The organism is Nocardia sp. NPDC050713 (genome assembly GCF_040654315.1).
GTDB lineage: Bacteria > Actinomycetota > Actinomycetes > Mycobacteriales > Mycobacteriaceae > Nocardia.
In genome coordinates this window covers 106,452-123,035 of the sequence record NZ_JBFAHS010000010.1, presented here as the reverse complement: position 1 = coordinate 123,035, position 16,584 = coordinate 106,452, and the positions used below count along the sequence as shown (strand labels likewise).

The following is a 16,584-nucleotide window of genomic DNA, read 5'->3' as shown; positions in this document are numbered from 1 at the left end:
GGCGTCGAGCCGACGTTCCCGTCTTCCCTGCCACGCTCGGACCGAGAGCACCGCCGCTTCGACCGACCTCCCCCGGGCGCTGCGGCAGTGAGCCGACGCCATCGCGGTGCGCCACAGACGCAAACCCCGGACGCTTCTGCCGCGTGACAGCGTCCGTGGAAGGCGTGAACCGGCCGAGTCAGATCGCGGGTTGCGCCACCCCGGGGAGCGGTGCACCGTCGGCGTCGGGCACCTTGGTACCGCGCAGCGAGGTGCCCGCGGTCTCGCGCAGGTAGGCCCAGGCGACCAGGCCGATGAGGGAGGCGCCGACCATGTACGCGGCGGGAAACAGCGTCCACCCGGTCGAGTCGATCACGGCTTCGTTCACCAGCGGCGCGGTGCCGCCGAACATCGCGGTGGAGACGTTGTAGGCGAAGGCGAAGCCGGCGTAGCGCACGTGCGTCGGGAAGATCGCCGGGAACGTGGAGCTGATGGTGGACAACTGCGGCACGTACAGCAGGCCGAGCACGATGAAGCCGATGATCGCCCACGCGGTGCCCTGCCCCATCAGCCAGTACATCGGCACCGCGAGCACCGCGAGACCGATCAGCGAGAACAGCCACATCGGCCGCCTGCCGACCCGATCGGAGAACATGCCGAACAGCGGCAGCACCAGCATCATCACCAGCTGACCGGTCAGCATCATGGCGGTGGTGGCCGACTCCGACATTCCGATGGTCTTCTGCAGGTAGGTCGGCTGATAGGTGAGCAGCGTGTAGTTCACCACGTTGAGCGCGATCACCAGGCCGCCGAGGGTGAGGATCTCGCGCCGGTAGCCGGTCAGCAGCTCGCGCAACCCGGTCGGCGGGTGCGGGTTCTCGGCGACCTCCTGGAACACCGGCGACTCGTCGAGCCTGGCGCGCAGGTACCAGCCGGTCAGACCGAGCGGGACGGCGAGCAGGAACGGAATGCGCCAGCCCCAGTCGTGCATGGCGTCCGAACCGAGCGCCAGCTGACAGGCGAGCACCACGGCCGAACCGCCGACGAAACCGGCCAGCGTGCCGAACTCCAGGAAGCTGCCGAGGAAGCCACGCCGACGATCAGTCGCGCATTCCGCCAAATACGTTGCCGCGCCGCCGTATTCGCCACCGGTCGAGAAGCCTTGCAGCACACGGAGCGCGATGAGCAGCACCGGAGCGAGCACGCCGACGGAGGCGTGCGTCGGCAACAGGCCGATCGCACCGGTCGCGGCCGACATCAGCAGGATCGTGGTGGCCAGCACGACCTTTCGGCCGAGGCGGTCGCCGAGCGGACCCCACACCATGCCGCCGAGCGGGCGAAGCACGAACGAGATGGCGAAGCCGAGCATGGTGCCGAGCGTGCCGAGTTCGCCGGGAAAGAACGCGTCGGTGAGATAGGTCGCCGTCGCCGCGTACACGCCGTAGTCGAACCATTCGGTGGCGTTGCCCATGGCCGACGCGGCCACCGAACGCCGTAGTCGCGTCGGGTCCTGTCCACGATCGGTGGTCACGCCCGCCTCCTCACCGGCCCGTCCCCACGGGCCTCGATTCGTCTGTCCGGCCCCACTCGAAAACGGGGGCCGGGCACGGAACAAACCGATACCCAGGTTTCACGACGACCAAACAGCGGCGGACCCGCACCACGGGACAGCGCACACCCGGCTACCTGCACGACAATCAGCGAATGTGATTGTCGTCACAGAGATTCGAGATCGACGGATTGCCCGGACGGGCTCGCACGACCCGTCCGGGTGGCTGGAACGCCTCAGATCGGCGTGACGTAGGCCCCGGAGATGCCGCCGTCGACGAGGAACTGCGAGGCGGTGACGAACGAGGCGTCATCGCTGGCGAGGAAGGCGACGGCGGCCGCGATCTCCTCCGGCTCGGCGAAGCGACCCAGCGGGATGTGCACCAGGCGGCGCGCGGCCCGCTCCGGGTCCTTGGCGAACAACTCCTGAAGCAGCGGGGTGTTCACCGGCCCCGGGCACAGCGCGTTCACCCGGATGCCCTGCCTGGCGAACTGCACGCCGAGCTCCCGGCTCATGGACAGCACGCCGCCCTTGGAGGCGGTATAGGAGATCTGCGAGGTGGCCGCGCCGAGCACCGCGACGAAGGAGGCGGTGTTGATGATCGAGCCCTTGCCGCGCACCAGCATGTGCTCGATGGCGTACTTGCTGCACAGGTACACCGAGGTCAGGTTCACCTCCTGCACCCGGCGCCACGCCTCGATGCCGGTGGTCAGGATCGAATCGTCTTCCGGCGGTGAGATTCCCGCGTTGTTGAAGGCGATGTCGAGCCCGCCGTACGCCGCGACCGCGGCCTCGAACATGTCCCGGACCTGCGTCTCGTCGGTGACGTCCACCTTCACGAACAGTCCATCGACCTCCGCCGCGGCGGCCTCGCCCGCGGCGGCATCGATGTCGGCGACGACGACTTTGGCGCCCTCGGCCGCGAACCGGCGCACCGTGGCGAGTCCGATCCCGCTGCCGCCGCCGGTGACGACGGCTACTCGATCCTGTAAGCGCTGCAACGCATCTCCTTCTCGGTGCGGTGAATCACTTGGTTCGATGAATCACTGGGTGGCGATGAAGACGTTCTTGGTCTCGGTGAAGGCCAGCGCGGCGTCCGGTCCGAGTTCGCGACCGAGGCCGGACTGCTTGAATCCGCCGAACGGTGTCCAGTACCGCACCGAGGAGTGCGAGTTCACCGACAGGTTTCCGGCCTCGACACCACGGGAGACCCGCAGCGCCCTGCCGAGGTCGTTGGTCCAGATGGAACCGGACAGGCCGTATTCGGTGTCGTTGGCGATGCGCACCGCCTCGGCCTCGTCGTCGAACGGAAGCACCGCGACCACCGGACCGAACACCTCCTCGGTGAGCACCCGATCGGTCGGCGCGGTGGGCAGCACGACCGTCGGCGGATACCAGAACCCCGGTCCCTCCGGACGGTGGCCGGTGAAGGCCACTTTCGTCGACGGCTCCACGAACCCGGCGACCCGCTCGCGATGCGCGGCCGAGATGAGCGGGCCCATCTCGGTGTCCTCCGCACCGGGATCGCCGACCCGCACGCCGCGCACCGCGGGCTCCAGCAGTTCGAGGAACCGATCGAACACGCTCCGCTGCACCAGGATTCGCGAGCGCGCGCAACAGTCCTGCCCCGCGTTGTCGAACACGCCGTACGGCGCGGTGGCGGCCGCCCGCTCCAGGTCGGCGTCGGCGAACACGATGTTCGCGCTCTTGCCGCCCAGCTCGAGCGTCACCCGCTTCACCTGCTCGGCGCAGCCCGCCATGATCTGCTTGCCGACCTCCGTCGACCCGGTGAACACCACCTTGCGCACCGCCGGATGGGTGACGAACCGCTGCCCGACCACCGAACCCTTGCCGGGCAGCACCTGGAACACGTGCTCGGGCAGGCCCGCTTCCCTGGCCAGCTCCCCCAGCCGCAACGCGGTCAGCGGCGTCAGCTCGGCGGGCTTGATCACCACCGCGTTCCCCGCGGCGAGCGCGGGCGCGAATCCCCATGCCGCGATGGGCATCGGGAAGTTCCACGGCACGATGACACCGACCACGCCGAGCGGCTCCTGAAACGTGACGTTCAGGCCGCCCGCCACCGGAATCTGCTTGCCGGACAGACGCTCCGGCATGCCGGCCGCGAAATGCAGTACGTCGCGGACGTTTCCGGCCTCCCAGCGGGCATTGCCGATGGTGTGCCCGGCGTTGTCGACCTCCAGCCGCGCCAGCCGCTCCAGATCGGCGTCGACCGCTTCGGCGAAGCGGCGCAGCAGCCGGGCCCGGCCGCCGGGCGCGACCTCTCGCCACTGCTCAGCCGCCCGCCGCGCGCGCTCGATGGCGGCGTCGGTCGCCGCCGCGTCCGTCGGTTCCACCGTCGCCACGACCTGCTCGGTCGCGGGGTTCACCACCTGGGTCGCCGCCATGTCGTCCGCTCCTCTCACCCGACTCGTTTCCGCCGATAGGCCGCGGCCGCGGCCACCAGCGCCCGCATCAGACGATCATCTGCCCGATTGGCCTCGGGATGCCACTGCACGCCGATCAGGAACGGCTCGCCGGGCAGTTCCGCGGCCTCGATCGACCCGTCGCCCGAGCGCGCGCTCACCACGAGTCCGGGCGCGAGGTGGTCGATCGCCTGGTGATGATGGCAGTGCGCCTCCAGCCGCGGACCGGCCAGCGCGGCCAGCTGGGTGCCCGGTTCGGTCAGCACCTCGTTGACGTCGAACGAGCCGCTCCCGCCCGAGTGCCCCTCGTGTCCGACCACGTCGGGCAGGTGCTGGATCAAGGTGCCGCCGAGCGCCACGTTCACCAGTTGCAGCCCGCGGCACACCGCCAGAATCGGCACCCCTGCCGCGCGAGCCAGCGTGAACAGGCCGAACTCGGATTCGTCGCGGTCCGGCCGCGTGTAGCCGAGGGCGGCGTCGTTCAGGCGCGCGCCGTAGCGGGCCGGGTTGATGTCCGCCCCGCCGGTGAGCACCAGGCCGTCGAGCCGGGCGATCAGTTCGGGTCGCGGGGCTCCGACGGGTGGCAGCAGCACGGGGATGCCGCCCGCCCGGTCGACCATGTCGAGGTAGTCGTATTGCAGCACCGCGCTTCGGGTATCCCAGGTGCTGAAACGCGCCTGCTCCACGTAGGTCGGCAGCCCGATGACGGGGCGCGGGGCAGCGGGGTCAGAGTCGTTCGAATCCACGGGTTCGCTCCCAATCGGTGACAGCGGCGTCGAAGGCGTCCAGCTCCACCTGCGCCGCGTTCCGATAGTGTTCCACCACTTCCGCGCCGAACGCGGTGCGGGCCACGGTGCTTTCGCCGAACAGCCGCGCCGCCTCCCGCAGGGTCGTCGGCACTCGAGGACGCTGCGAGCGATAGGCGTTGCCGTGGAACTCCGGCTCCAGCGGCAGCCGCCGCTCGATGCCGTGCAACCCGGCCGCGATCGAAGCCGCGACGGCGAGATAGGGATTCACGTCGCCACCGGGAATTCGGTTCTCCACCCGCAGCGAGGCGCCCGTGCCGACCACTCGTAGCGCGCAGGTGCGATTGTCCCTGCCCCAGGCCAGGGCGGTGGGCGCGAAGCTGCCCGAGACGAAACGCTTGTAGGAGTTGATGTTCGGGGCGAGGAAGTAGGTGAACTCGCGCAGGCAATCGAGCTGGCCCGCCAGGAAGTGCCGCATCAGCGCGGAGGCGCCGCCCTCGCCGTCACCCGCGAACACCGGCTCGCCCGCCTCGTTCCGCAGGCTCAGGTGAATGTGGCACGAGTTGCCCTCGCGCTCGTTGTATTTCGCCATGAAGGTGAGGCTGCGGCCGTCCTGCGCCGCGATCTCCTTGGCGCCCGTCTTGTAGATGCTGTGGTTGTCGCAGGTCACCATGGCTTCGTCGAAGCGGAAGGCGATCTCGTGCTGGCCCGGATTGCATTCGCCCTTGGCCGACTCGACATACATTCCGGCCCCGGCCATCTCGTTGCGGATGCGACGTAGCAGCGGCTCGATCCTGGAGGTGCCGAGCATCGAGTAGTCGACGTTGTACTGGTTGGCGGGGCGCAGGTCGCGATAGCCGCGCTCCCAGGCGGATTCGTAGCTGTCGTCGAAGACCAAGAATTCGAGTTCGGTGCCGACATAGGCGCGCAGCCCGTGTTCGGCGAGCCGGTCCAGCTGCTTGCGCAGCACTTGGCGCGGCGAGGCGGCCACCGGCGCGCCCTCCGGATGCACCTGCTCGACATCGCAGAGCACCAGCGCGGTCCCCGGCAGCCACGGCACCAACCGCAGCGTGCTCAGGTCCGGGCGCAGCACGAAGTCTCCGTAGCCGTTGTCCCAGGACGACATCGCGTACCCGTCCACGGTCGTCATCTCGACGTCGACCGCGAGCAGATAGTTGCATGCCTCGGTCGCGTGGTCGATCACCTCGTCCACGAAATATCGTGCCGCGCAACGTTTCCCCTGCAACCGGCCCTGCATGTCGGTCATCGCGACCAGCACCGTGTCGAGCTCACCGGACTCGACCCGCTCCCGCAACTCCGCCAGCCCCAGCATCCCCGTTCGCATCCCACGGCCCCTCTCGGCGTCGACCGTGCCCACGCTAGATCAAAAACCGACCGCGCGTGGCAGGGACACGCAAACGCAGGGGCGCGGCTACTCCTCCGGCGGACGGAAGAGGGCCAACGCGGCCGGGCGGCTGGTGAAGACGAAATCCTTTCCGCGCGAATCCACTTCGCCGTCCGTGGCGAGGGAGACAGAGGCCTCGGTGACGCGGACCTCGAGGCGGGGAACTTCTTTGCGGACGTAGGTGGCCGAGTTGCCGAGGGTGCCGGTGAGGGTGGCCCAGATCAGCCGGGTGCGGGAGAAGTGGACGTCGGCGCGCAGGTAGCGGACGTCGAGGGTGCCACGGTGCAACTCGGGCCGCGACATCGGGATCTGGTCGGCCGGGTGGTAGCGGCCGTTGCCGACGAACAACATCCAGATGGCCATCGGTGCGCCGTCGATCACGGTGTGCAGCGGCTGCGCGCCGAGCAGGACCCGGATCATCGCGATGCCCGCCGCGGGCCATTTGCCCAGCCGCGGCTCCCACCGCTCCCGCAGCCGGACGAAGTCGGGGTAGCCGCCGAGGCTGGCGGTGTTCACGAAGACGCGGGACCCGTCCTCGTCGAACCGCACGTCCGCGGCGTCGACCCGGACGACCGTGCCCTGGTCGAGCGCGGCGAGCGTGTGCTCGGCCTGGTCGACGCCCGCGTCCCTGGCGAAGTGGTTGAGGGTGCCGTCGGCGAAGACGGCCAGCGGCACCCCGCGCCGGACCGCGATCTCGGCCACCGAGGAGACCGTGCCGTCGCCGCCGGAGACGCCGAGCGCGGTCACGTCCGCGCGGTCGAGCCGTTCGCCGAGCTGGGCGTCGAGGTCGCGCTCGGGATCGATCCGCACGATGTGCGCCGCGGGCAGCCCGGCGCGCAGCTGCGCCGAGGCGAGCGCACCGTTGCCGCTTCCCGCGAGCGGGTTGGTCACCAGCAGCAAGCCGCGCCCGTGGTGCACCGGGTCGACCTGCTCGGCGTGACCGAGCAGCGCGGGTTCGTCGGCGCGCACCGCCCACCACCGATGCGTGACCAGCGCGACCCCCGTGCCGAGCAGCGCGCCCGCGACCACGTCGGAGGGCCAGTGCACGCCGATGTGCACCCGGGAGTAGGCGACGGCCGCGGCGACCGGCGCAATCGCGGCGGCCGCCGCCGGGCTCTCCAGCGCGACGCCGGCGGCGAAGGCGGCCGCCGAGGCGGCGTGGCCGGAGGGAAACGACGAGGACACCGGCGGCCGGACCAGCCGACGGACGAACGGCACCGATTCGTCGGGCGGACGGCGGCGCGGGAACAGCGGCTTGGCGATGCCGTTGGCGATACCGCTGGCCAGTCCGAGCGCGAGCAGTCCGCGCGCGCCCGCGCGGCGCAGCGGCCGGTTGCCGAGCAGGACCAGCCCGGCGCCGACCCCGATCCAGAGCCGGTTGTGGTTGGCGCTCATGCTGAGATTGCGCAGCACCCGGTCGGCGGGCGTCGGGCGGACCCGCGCGCTCCGGCCGACCAGCCAGACGTCGAGACTGCTGGCCAATCCTGGCGGTGGCATCGGTGTGCGAATCCGAGGCAGTCGCATCGTTCCAGCCTAGTGACAACCGGCTCACCCGACGATCAATACGACCTTGCCGGGTCGGCGGCCGTGCTCCATCTCCCGCTGCGCCGCGGCGGCCTCGGCCAGCGGAAAGGCGCGCGCAGTGCCGGGCAGGCGGAATTCGCCGCGCGCGAGGCGTTGCGCCACGTCGCCCAGCAGGTCCGTGGATCGCGGGCCGGGCCCGGTGGAGAACTCGATGCCGAGGTCGACGGCCGCGCCGTCGGCGATGGTGACGATGCGATCCGTGCCGCCGCGCAGTTCGATCGCGGCGGGCAGCACACCGTGCCCCGCGGCGTCGAACACCGCGTCGACACCGTCCGGCGCCAGTGCGCGCACCCGCTCGACCAGCCCGTCGCCGTACGGTGTCGGCGTCGCGCCGAGCGCACGCACCAGGTCCTGGTTGGCGGGCGCGGCCGTGCCGATGACGGTGACGCCCTCGGCCCGAGCCAGTTGCACGGCCATCGAGCCGACCGCCCCCGACGCGCCGTTGACCAGCAGGGTCTCGCCCGCCCGCGGTCGCAGCAGAGCCAGCACCTTCGCCGCGGTGCTCACCGCGACCGGAAGTGCGGCGGCATCGGCCCAGGCGAGTTCCTCGGGCTTGGCCGCCACCTCGGCGCTCAGCGCGTACTCGGCGTAGCCGCCGCGCGTCCAAGCGATCACCTCGTCGCCGACGGCGACGCCTGCCGCCTCCGGCCCGACCGCGTCCACCACACCCGCGACCTCGGCGCCCGGGAACTGCGGGAAGCTCGGCTCACCGAAAACCAAGGCGCCCGAACGGATTTTCCAGTCGGCCGGGTTGACTCCGGCGGCACGCACCGCGATTCGCACCTGCGCGCCGGTCGGCTCGGGGACCGGTACGTCGACGACCCGCAGCACCTCCGGTTCGCCGAACTCGTAGAACGCGATGGCGCGCATCCGGCCTGCCTTCCCCGGCCCGATGCGGCCGCGGTCGATGGAGTCCAACAGGCGACAGGATATGCCCGCGCCGGGCGGCGATTCGCGACACGGTGGCGGCGACGGGTGTCGATCGGCGGGAACGGGGAAATCCTCGTGCACAGGCTTCATCTCGAGACCGGATCGAGCGTGGTCCGGCCCGCCCGCGAGTCGTCCGAGTGAATCGAGCGTGCGCGCCGCGCACGACGGGAGGTGCGATGTCGTTCTCGGCCCGGCCCTTCCGGCGAATACTGCTCGTGATCGCCTTGGGCGCGGTGCTGGCGTTGGTGACGGCGGTGGCGCTGGTGGTGGTGCGCGAGGAGGCCGAACGGCCGGACTCGGCGTGCCCGGGCGTCGCGGAGACCGCCGGGTGGTCGCCGTCGAACACCGATGTCGACGCCCAGATCGACGGTCATCCCTTCGTCGGCAACGGCTACCTCGGGCTGCGCGTTCCGCCGCGCGGGACGGGCTACCTCGGCACCGACGAACCCACCGGCTGGCCGCTGTACACCCGGCCTACGACGGCGCGTTCGTCGCCGGTCTGTACGGGCACAGCCCGGGCGTCGCCGACGACCGCGAGGTGGCGGCGGCCATCCCGAACTGGTCGGGCCTGCTGGTCGGCGTCGGCGACGAGACGTACTCCCCCGCCACACCCGCCGCGCGGATCACCGACTTCGAACAGACCCTGCACCTGCGCTGCGGGCTGGTCCGCACCAAGGCGACCTGGACGACCGCGGACGGACGAACCACCGACCTGGTGTACGACGTGTTCGCGGCCCGCTCCGATCAGCACGTCGGCGCGGTGCGCCTCAGCCTGCGTCCGCGCTGGTCCGGCGAGCTGGTGCTGACCGATCTGCTCGACGGCGCTGGCGCCCGCCGTGTCGTGCCGACCGGCGCGGGGCAGCGCGGCGAGGCCACAGTCGGCGTCGGATTCCGCACGGCGGGAACGGAAGTCGCCGGTTCGATCGTCTCCGTCCTGGATGCCGGTTCCGGAGCGACGATCACGCCGTCGCCATCGCACAACGACCTGACGGCGAGCCAGCAGGCCCGGATTTCGGTGCGGGAAGGCGAGTCCTACACCGCCACCAAGTTCGTCGGTGTCGACACCGCACGCACCTCCGCCGATCCGGCCGCCTCCGCGCTGGCGGCCGCACGGCGTGCCGCGGGCGCGGGCTGGGCCGCGCTGCTGGCGGACACCACCGCGGTCTGGACAGGTCTGTGGCGCGGCGAGGTCGAGATCCCCGGCGAACCCGACGTGCGGTCCTGGGCACGCGGCGCGCTGTATTCGCTGTATTCGGCGAGCAATCCCGCTCAGGACAACAGTCTCTCGCCGGTCGGGCTCAGCAGCGACAACTACGCGGGGGCGGTGTTCTGGGACGCCGACATCTGGATGTTCCCCGCCCTCCTGCATTTCGCGCCGGACCTGGCGAAAACCGTTGTCGAGTACCGGTACAAGACGTTGCCCGCCGCGAAGGCCAACGCCCAGCGCCTCGGCTTCCCCGGCGCCTTCTATCCCTGGACCAGCGCGACGGACGGCGACCTCGACGAATGCCACAGCTGGGATCCGCCGCACTGCCTGAACCAGATTCATTTGCAGGGCGACATCTCACTGGCAGCTTGGCAGTACTACCTGGCCACCGGCGACACCGGATATCTGCGCGACCGGGTGTGGCCCATCATGAGCGCGCTCGCCGAATTCTGGGCCGCGCGCGTGACGCCGAACCCGGACGGCAGCTTCTCGCTGCGCGATATCGCGGGCCCCGACGAGTACAGCAACAACGTCGACGACGGCGTCTACACCAACGCGGTCGCGGCGCTCGCGCTGCGCCACGCGGTGCGCGCCGCCGAAATCCTCGGCACGCCGCACCCGGCCGAGTGGACCACCATCGCCGATGGCCTGCGCATGCCGTTCGACGCGGCGAACGGCGTCTTCGCCCAATTCGACGGCTACACCGGCACTCCCATCAAACAGGCCGACACCGTGCTGCTCATCTATCCGCTGGAATGGCCGATGCCGACCGACGTCGCCGCCCGAGTGCTCGAATACTATTCCGCGCGAACCGATCCCGACGGCCCGGCGATGACCGACTCGGTGCACGCCATCGACGCCGCGCACCTCGGCAGGCCCGGCTGCGCGACCAACACCTTCCTGGACCGCGCCGCCCGTCCGTTCGTGCGGGCGCCGTTCGCGCAGTTCGCCGAGGCGCGCGGCGCGAAGGCGGGCGCGCGCGACCCGCTGGCGGGCGCGCCCGCGTTCACGTTCGCCACCGCGGCGGGCGGCTTCCTGCAATCGCTCACCAGCGGCCTGCTCGGGCTGCGGCTGCGCGGCGACGCCGTCGAGGTGGACCCGACACTGCCGCCGCAATTCGAACGAGGCATGACCATTCGCGGGATGCACTGGCAGGGACGCACTTTCGACGCGGAGATCGGCGCGGAACGCACGACGGTGACGGTGACCGGCGGTGCGCCGATGCCCCTGCGGACCCCGACCGGTACGCACACCGTCGTACCCGGCGCGCCCGTGACGATGGACACCCGCCGTCCCGATCTCGCACCCACCGGCAACCTCGCCCGCTGCCGTCCCGCCACGAGCAGTTCCACCGAACCCGGCCGGTATCCGGACGCCGCGGTCGACGGCAGCACCGCGACCGGATGGGCGCCCGAGGGCGCGCACGGCAGCCTCACCGTCGATCTGGGCACGCCCGCGCGCGTCGAGCGGGTGCTGCCCCGGTGGGGTGAGCCCGCGCCGGTCGCGTCGTCGGTCGCGGTGTCCGAGAACGGGCGGGAGTGGGCCACCGTCGCCGCCGATCCCGCGAGCGGGACGCTCACCGAACCGGTCTCGGCGCGATACGTCCGGCTGGAGGTGACCGGCGCGGATCCGGCCGCGTCGCCGGGGGTCCGGGAATTGGAGGTCTCCGGTTCCCGCGACTGAGCCGCGGCTCAGGCCTCCGTGAGCGCGGCGGGCTCGACGGTCTCCTCCCGGCGGATCCTGCGGCTGATCGCCGAACCCGCCACGTAGGCGATGGGCAGCATGACGATGCCGTAGACGCCCGCGGGCACCGCCATCCGGATGTCGCCGAGCACACTGATGGCGATGGTCATCGCCAACGCGCTGTTGTGGATTCCGACCTCCATCGAGCACGCGATGGCCTGGCTGCGGGTGACGCCGAACGCCTTCGGCACGAAGTAGCCGACACCCAGGCTGGTCACGCACAGCAGCGCGACCACGAGGCCGACGGCGGCCAGATAGCCGAGCACGTTCCCGCGTTCGGCCACCAGCGCCGCGAAGGTGACCACCGCCAGGAACGCCACCGACACGATCCGCACCGGCCGGTCCATGCGGTCGGCGAAACCGGGCCGCAGCCGCCTGGTCACCATGCCCGCCGCGACCGGAATCAGCACCAACGCGAAGACCTGCGCCACCTTGCCGAATTGCAGGCCGATGCCGTCGGCGCCGGGCGGCGCGAAATAGCCGAGCGCGAAGTTGGTCACCAACGGCAGTGTGACCACCGAGAGCACCGAATTCACGGCCGTGAGCGTCACATTCAGCGCCACGTCGCCGCGGAACAGGTGGCTGAGCAGGTTCGCCGTCGCACCGCCCGGCGAGGCCATCAGCAGCATCACCCCGACCGCCGGGGCCGGATCGAGTCCCACCGCGACCACCAGCCCGAACGCTATCGCGGGCAGCACCACGAGCTGACAGGTCAGCGCGACGACCACCGCGCGCGGATACCGCACCACCCTGGTGAAATCGTCCGCCGTCAGCGCGAGCCCGAGCCCGAACATGATGAGCGCCAAGACCATCGGCAACGCGACGGTGACCGGCCAGCTGTCCACGAACACCTCGTCATGTCGATGCGGCCCAACATCCCCGCCGGCCACCGAACCTGTGTAGCACGATGCTACGTGCCGGTCTCGGCGATTCGCGCACCACTTCGACCCTGGTTGGCGGCTCGGCTGCCCCCAATACCTGGGTCACCATTACGGAGCGAGGTGAATCCGTGTTAACTTAAACAAGAATGTGAGTTAACTTAGTCGATCGGAGACAGCTATGAGGTCCGCCGTCGTCGTGGACGTCGTCCGCACCCCCTCGGGCAAGGGCAAGCCGGGCGGAGGTCTGTCGGAGGTGCACCCCGCGACACTGCTCGCGGGCGTGCTCGCCGAGCTCGTCTCGCGCAACGATCTGGATCCGGCGCTGGTCGACGACGTGGTGGGCGGTTGCGTCACCCAGTCCGGCGAGCAGGCGTTCAACATCTCGCGCACCGCCGTGCTCGCCGCGGGCTTCCCGGAGTCGGTGCCCGCCACCACCGTGGACCGCCAGTGCGGCTCCTCGCAGCAGGCCGCGCACTTCGCCGCACAGGGCGTCATCGCGGGCGCCTACGACGTCGCCATCGCCTGCGGCGTGGAGTCGATGAGCAGGGCGCCGATGTTCTCCAACGCGCAGGGCAAGGACGCCAATCGCGGCCCGATCGCCCATCGCTATCCGGAAGGCCTTGTCCAGCAGGGCATTTCCGCCGAGGTGATCGCGGCGCGGTGGAAGTTCGACCGCGCCGCGCTGGACGAGTTCGCCGCGCGTTCGCACCGGCTGGCCGCCGAGATTGCCGCCGCGGGCGGATTCGACAACGAGCTGGTCGCGGCGGGCACGCTGACCGCCGACGAGACCATTCGCGCCACCACCACCGCCGAGGGCCTGGCCGGATTGCGTCCCGCCTTCGTCGACGAGCAGTACAAGGCGCGCTTCCCTGAGATCGAATGGTCGATCACTCCGGGCAATTCGTCTCCGCTGACCGACGGCGCCTCGGCCGCGTTGATCATGAGCGAGGAGACCGCGACGAAGCTCGGCCTGCGCCCGCGCGCCCGGTTCCACTCCTTCGCTGTGCTCGGTGACGATCCGCTGCTGATGCTCACCGCCGTCGTCCCGGCCACCCGCAAGGTGCTCGACCGCGCGGGGCTCGGCATCGATGACATCGACGCCTACGAGGTGAACGAGGCGTTCGCGCCGGTGCCGCTGGTCTGGCAGCACGAACTCGGCGCCGACGCCGCCAAGCTGAACCCGCGCGGCGGTGCGATCGCCCTCGGCCACCCCCTCGGCGCGTCCGGAACCCGGATCCTGGCCACTCTGGTCAACCACCTCGAGCAGACTCGGGGGCGCTACGGCCTGATGACCATGTGCGAGGCGGGCGGGCTGGCCAACGCGACCATTGTCGAGCGCCTCGGATGACGCGCAGCGCGCTGATCACCGGCGGTTCTCGCGGCATCGGCGCCGAGATCGCCCGGCGTCTGGCGGGCGAGGGCTATCACCTGACCCTCGCCGCCAGAAACGCCGACACCCTCACCGAGACCGCGCGACGCCTGCGCGACGAGTCCGGCGTCGAGGTGAATCCCGTTGTGGCGCAGATGAACGACCTCGATCAGGTGCGAAACCTGGTGCGCGAGCACGAGGATCGGTTCGGCGGGCTGAACGCACTCGTGCTCAGCGCGGGCACCGGAACGGCGGGCCGGGTGGCGGACATGCCCGCCACGACCTACGAGCGGATGCTGGACGTCAACTTCCGTGCGCCGATCACGCTGATCCAGGCGGCGCTGCCGCTGCTGCGCAAGAGCGCCGCCGACGACCCGGCGCGCGGGGCGAAGATCGTCGCGCTCGCCTCGATCACCGGGGTCGCGGGCGAGGCCGGGCTGGCCGCCTACGGCGCGACCAAGGCCGCGCTCATCTCGCTGTGCGAGACCGTCTCGCTCGAGGAATCCGCCAACGGCGTCAGCGCGACAGCAATCTCCCCCGGCTACGTCGACACCGACATGACGGCGTGGAAGCGCGACGAGCTGGACCGCACGGCCATGCTCAGCACCGGCGACATCGCCGAGATGGTCCTGGCCGTCACCCGGCTGTCGCGCAACGCGGTGATCCCCAACATCGTGCTGACCCGCGCGGGCGACGGCATCTGGCGGGCGTGAAGCCGCGCGATCGAGATCCCCGAGGAGAGCGCGCGACTGGCGGTGCGAGTGAATCCTCAGTGGCCGCGGAGAATTCGATGGAACCGATGTCGCGCTTGTAGCGTCCTACCACTGACGCGACAACTTCGGATCTGAGGACTCGGTGTGAATTCCTTCGAGCAGGAGCAACTCCGCGCGCGCACTGACGCGCTGCAGGGCCAGGTCGACAACGTGCTTGCCACCTACGAACAACAGCTGCGGGGTATCGCGAAGGCGCGAGATGTGCTCGCCGCCTCGACTGCCCAGGGCTGGTCCGACGACAACATGGTCCGGGTGACCACGAACGCGGCCGGTATTCCGGTCGACGTGTGGGTCGACCCGGCTGCCTTCAAGCGCTCCGCGCCGGAGAAGCTGGCGGCCTCGTTCCTGCAGGCGGCCCAGTTCGCGGCGCGCTCGGCCAAATCCGAGATGGACGCGCTGTTGGCGCCGATCACCGCGGCGGCCGCGGATTTCGCTCCACAGGAACAGGTGTACGAGGACTTGCCCTTCATCGGTAAGCAGGTCGGCGACATTCTGCCCGCCCCGCCCGAACCCGAGGCATCGGCGCACGCTCCGGAACCGGCGCCGCCCGCCGACGACGAAGACGAGGACGAAGGACCGCATTGGAAGGGACTGGGGGCCAAACATGGCTGGTAACAGCAACTTCCATATCGATCCCGACGCTGTCAAGGCGCAGGCGCCGAAGCTCGCCGAGCTGGCGTCCGAGCTCTCCAGCGGGCTGTCATCGCTGAAGTCCGGACTCGACAGCATCGGCCAGGCGTGGGGCGACGACGAATTCGGCGATCGGTTCGCACAGAACTACACCGGCAAGGCAGAAGAGGCGTTGACGGCCATCGATGGGGCCGTGCAGTTGCTTCAGTTCCTCGGCCGGGGCGTCGAGGCGACAGGGACGACGTTCCAGAACCTCGATCAGGACTTCAAGGACGCCCTGACCAAGGTCACCGAATACCTGGATGGCGAGGGCTGAGCGACCGTGGGACTTCAGATACCCGATGCTCTGAAACCGGTTGCCGCCGTTGTCGTCTACAAATGGCCGGAAACCGACGAGACCGGTCTCCGGGCGGCGGCCGATCGATGGGATCAGATCGCCGACCTCCTGGACCAGGTGAACGATCTCGGCGACGACGTCGTCAAGGTCGTGCTGGCGAACACCGAAGGCGACACCCACGACGCTATCGACGCCTTCTGGAAGAACGTCGGCGGCGACGGCGGAACGCTGCAGAGTACCGCCGAATTCTGCAGGGAGCTGGCTTTCGTCCTCCGGGTGATGGCGATGCTGGTCCTCGCGGTGAAGCTGTACATCATCTCGATGCTGGTGTTCCTCGCGATCCAGCTGGCGGCGGCAGCAGCGGCGGCGGCCCCGACGTTGGGAGCGAGCCTGGCCGAGGGCGCCGCGGTCCAGGTCGCGGTCCGCACGGCGATCACGCAGGCGCTGAAGAAACTCATCCAAGAAATCGGCGTACGCACGATCGTCCAGGGCGCTGTGCTGGGGGCGGGCGTCAAAGGGGGAATGGAAGTCGGATTCCAATCGCTGGAGATCAAGCTCGGAGTCCGCGATGGTTACGACGGCTTCTCCATCGCCTCGAAGAGCATCTACGGCGCGATCTCCGGCGCCGTCGCGGCCCCGGTCAGCAAGTTACTGAACGACAAGGGTGTCAGTCTCACCGGTAATTCCGTGAGCGACTGGACGGTGAACTACCTGATCGGCAAGAAGGTCGGCAATACAGTTGCCGACATGACGTGGGGCGAGCAGGAAAGCATCACGGAGCGGGCAACGAACGACGCGATCGACTACACCCGGAATCAGATCGTCGAGTCGCTGACGGAACCGTCGAACGATTCGCCGCCCGGCAACGGACAGAACCCGACCTCCCCGAAACCCTCGACCGCCGATCAGGGCTCGAGCCTCGATCTGCCTGTTCAGTAGATCGTGTATGGGCTCGGTGGGTGCTCGACGTCACGCGATTGAGGTCGCCGGGACCGGGTATGCGGCCTGTGTCAGCCGACAACCGATAT

The 16,584-nt window shown here is 70.0% G+C and carries 14 protein-coding genes; 6 read left to right on the top strand and 8 right to left on the bottom strand.

The annotated features are described in order from the left end of the window. Nucleotides 1–178: 178 nt before the first annotated feature. The 7 genes from AB0H49_RS19610 to AB0H49_RS19580 form a co-directional block, all read right to left on the bottom strand. Nucleotides 179–1,450: an MFS transporter gene (locus tag AB0H49_RS19610; RefSeq protein WP_354999821.1), complete on the bottom strand. Its 1,272-nt coding sequence runs from the start codon at nucleotides 1,448–1,450 to the stop codon at nucleotides 179–181. Between the two features lie 314 nt (nucleotides 1,451–1,764). Then, nucleotides 1,765–2,529 carry a 3-oxoacyl-ACP reductase gene (locus AB0H49_RS19605; protein WP_354999126.1) on the bottom strand — a complete coding sequence of 255 codons (765 nt, stop codon included), beginning with the start codon at nucleotides 2,527–2,529 and terminating at the stop codon, nucleotides 1,765–1,767. 42 nt (nucleotides 2,530–2,571) lie between these two features. Further along, the gene (locus tag AB0H49_RS19600) at nucleotides 2,572–3,933 is read right to left on the bottom strand and encodes an aldehyde dehydrogenase family protein (RefSeq protein WP_357253280.1); all 1,362 of its coding nucleotides are present in this window, start codon (nucleotides 3,931–3,933) and stop codon (nucleotides 2,572–2,574) included. 14 nt (nucleotides 3,934–3,947) lie between these two features. Next, a complete protein-coding gene (locus AB0H49_RS19595; RefSeq protein WP_357253278.1) occupies nucleotides 3,948–4,697 on the bottom strand; it encodes a gamma-glutamyl-gamma-aminobutyrate hydrolase family protein in 750 nt (249 codons plus the stop codon). After that, nucleotides 4,678–6,042 carry a glutamine synthetase family protein gene (locus AB0H49_RS19590; RefSeq protein WP_357253276.1) on the bottom strand — a complete coding sequence of 455 codons (1,365 nt, stop codon included), beginning with the start codon at nucleotides 6,040–6,042 and terminating at the stop codon, nucleotides 4,678–4,680. Before AB0H49_RS19590 ends, AB0H49_RS19595 begins: the two co-directional genes overlap by 20 nt. Nucleotides 6,043–6,129: 87 nt before the next feature. After that, a complete protein-coding gene (locus tag AB0H49_RS19585; protein ID WP_354999122.1) occupies nucleotides 6,130–7,626 on the bottom strand; it encodes a phosphatase PAP2 family protein in 1,497 nt (498 codons plus the stop codon). Nucleotides 7,627–7,650: 24 nt separating this feature from the next. Next, the gene (locus AB0H49_RS19580; protein ID WP_357253477.1) at nucleotides 7,651–8,556 is read right to left on the bottom strand and encodes an NADP-dependent oxidoreductase; all 906 of its coding nucleotides are present in this window, start codon (nucleotides 8,554–8,556) and stop codon (nucleotides 7,651–7,653) included. On the opposite strand from AB0H49_RS19580, the gene AB0H49_RS19575 reads away from it, so the two are divergent. Further along, complete coding sequence (locus AB0H49_RS19575; RefSeq protein ID WP_357253274.1) at nucleotides 8,546–11,506, top strand: discoidin domain-containing protein; 2,961 nt, start codon at nucleotides 8,546–8,548, stop codon at nucleotides 11,504–11,506. The genes AB0H49_RS19580 and AB0H49_RS19575 overlap by 11 nt on opposite strands. Nucleotides 11,507–11,514: 8 nt before the next feature. Here the strand turns inward: AB0H49_RS19575 and AB0H49_RS19570 are convergent, their stop codons facing one another. Beyond that, on the bottom strand, nucleotides 11,515–12,411 hold the full coding sequence (locus tag AB0H49_RS19570) for a bile acid:sodium symporter family protein (protein ID WP_354999120.1): 897 nt from the start codon (nucleotides 12,409–12,411) through the stop codon (nucleotides 11,515–11,517). 214 nt (nucleotides 12,412–12,625) lie between these two features. On the opposite strand from AB0H49_RS19570, the gene AB0H49_RS19565 reads away from it, so the two are divergent. The 5 genes from AB0H49_RS19565 (at nucleotide 12,626) to AB0H49_RS19545 (ending at nucleotide 16,495) form a co-directional block, all read left to right on the top strand. Further along, a complete protein-coding gene (locus AB0H49_RS19565) occupies nucleotides 12,626–13,795 on the top strand; it encodes a thiolase family protein (RefSeq protein WP_357253272.1) in 1,170 nt (389 codons plus the stop codon). Then, complete coding sequence (locus AB0H49_RS19560; protein WP_357253270.1) at nucleotides 13,792–14,529, top strand: SDR family oxidoreductase; 738 nt, start codon at nucleotides 13,792–13,794, stop codon at nucleotides 14,527–14,529. The genes AB0H49_RS19565 and AB0H49_RS19560 overlap by 4 nt, the downstream gene beginning before the upstream one ends. A gap of 144 nt (nucleotides 14,530–14,673) precedes the next feature. Continuing rightward, complete coding sequence (locus tag AB0H49_RS19555) at nucleotides 14,674–15,204, top strand: YbaB/EbfC family nucleoid-associated protein (protein WP_357253268.1); 531 nt, start codon at nucleotides 14,674–14,676, stop codon at nucleotides 15,202–15,204. Continuing rightward, nucleotides 15,194–15,535 carry a WXG100 family type VII secretion target gene (locus AB0H49_RS19550; protein WP_354999116.1) on the top strand — a complete coding sequence of 114 codons (342 nt, stop codon included), beginning with the start codon at nucleotides 15,194–15,196 and terminating at the stop codon, nucleotides 15,533–15,535. Before AB0H49_RS19555 ends, AB0H49_RS19550 begins: the two co-directional genes overlap by 11 nt. A gap of 138 nt (nucleotides 15,536–15,673) precedes the next feature. After that, nucleotides 15,674–16,495 carry a hypothetical protein gene (locus AB0H49_RS19545; RefSeq protein WP_357253265.1) on the top strand — a complete coding sequence of 274 codons (822 nt, stop codon included), beginning with the start codon at nucleotides 15,674–15,676 and terminating at the stop codon, nucleotides 16,493–16,495. Nucleotides 16,496–16,584: the final 89 nt, after the last annotated feature.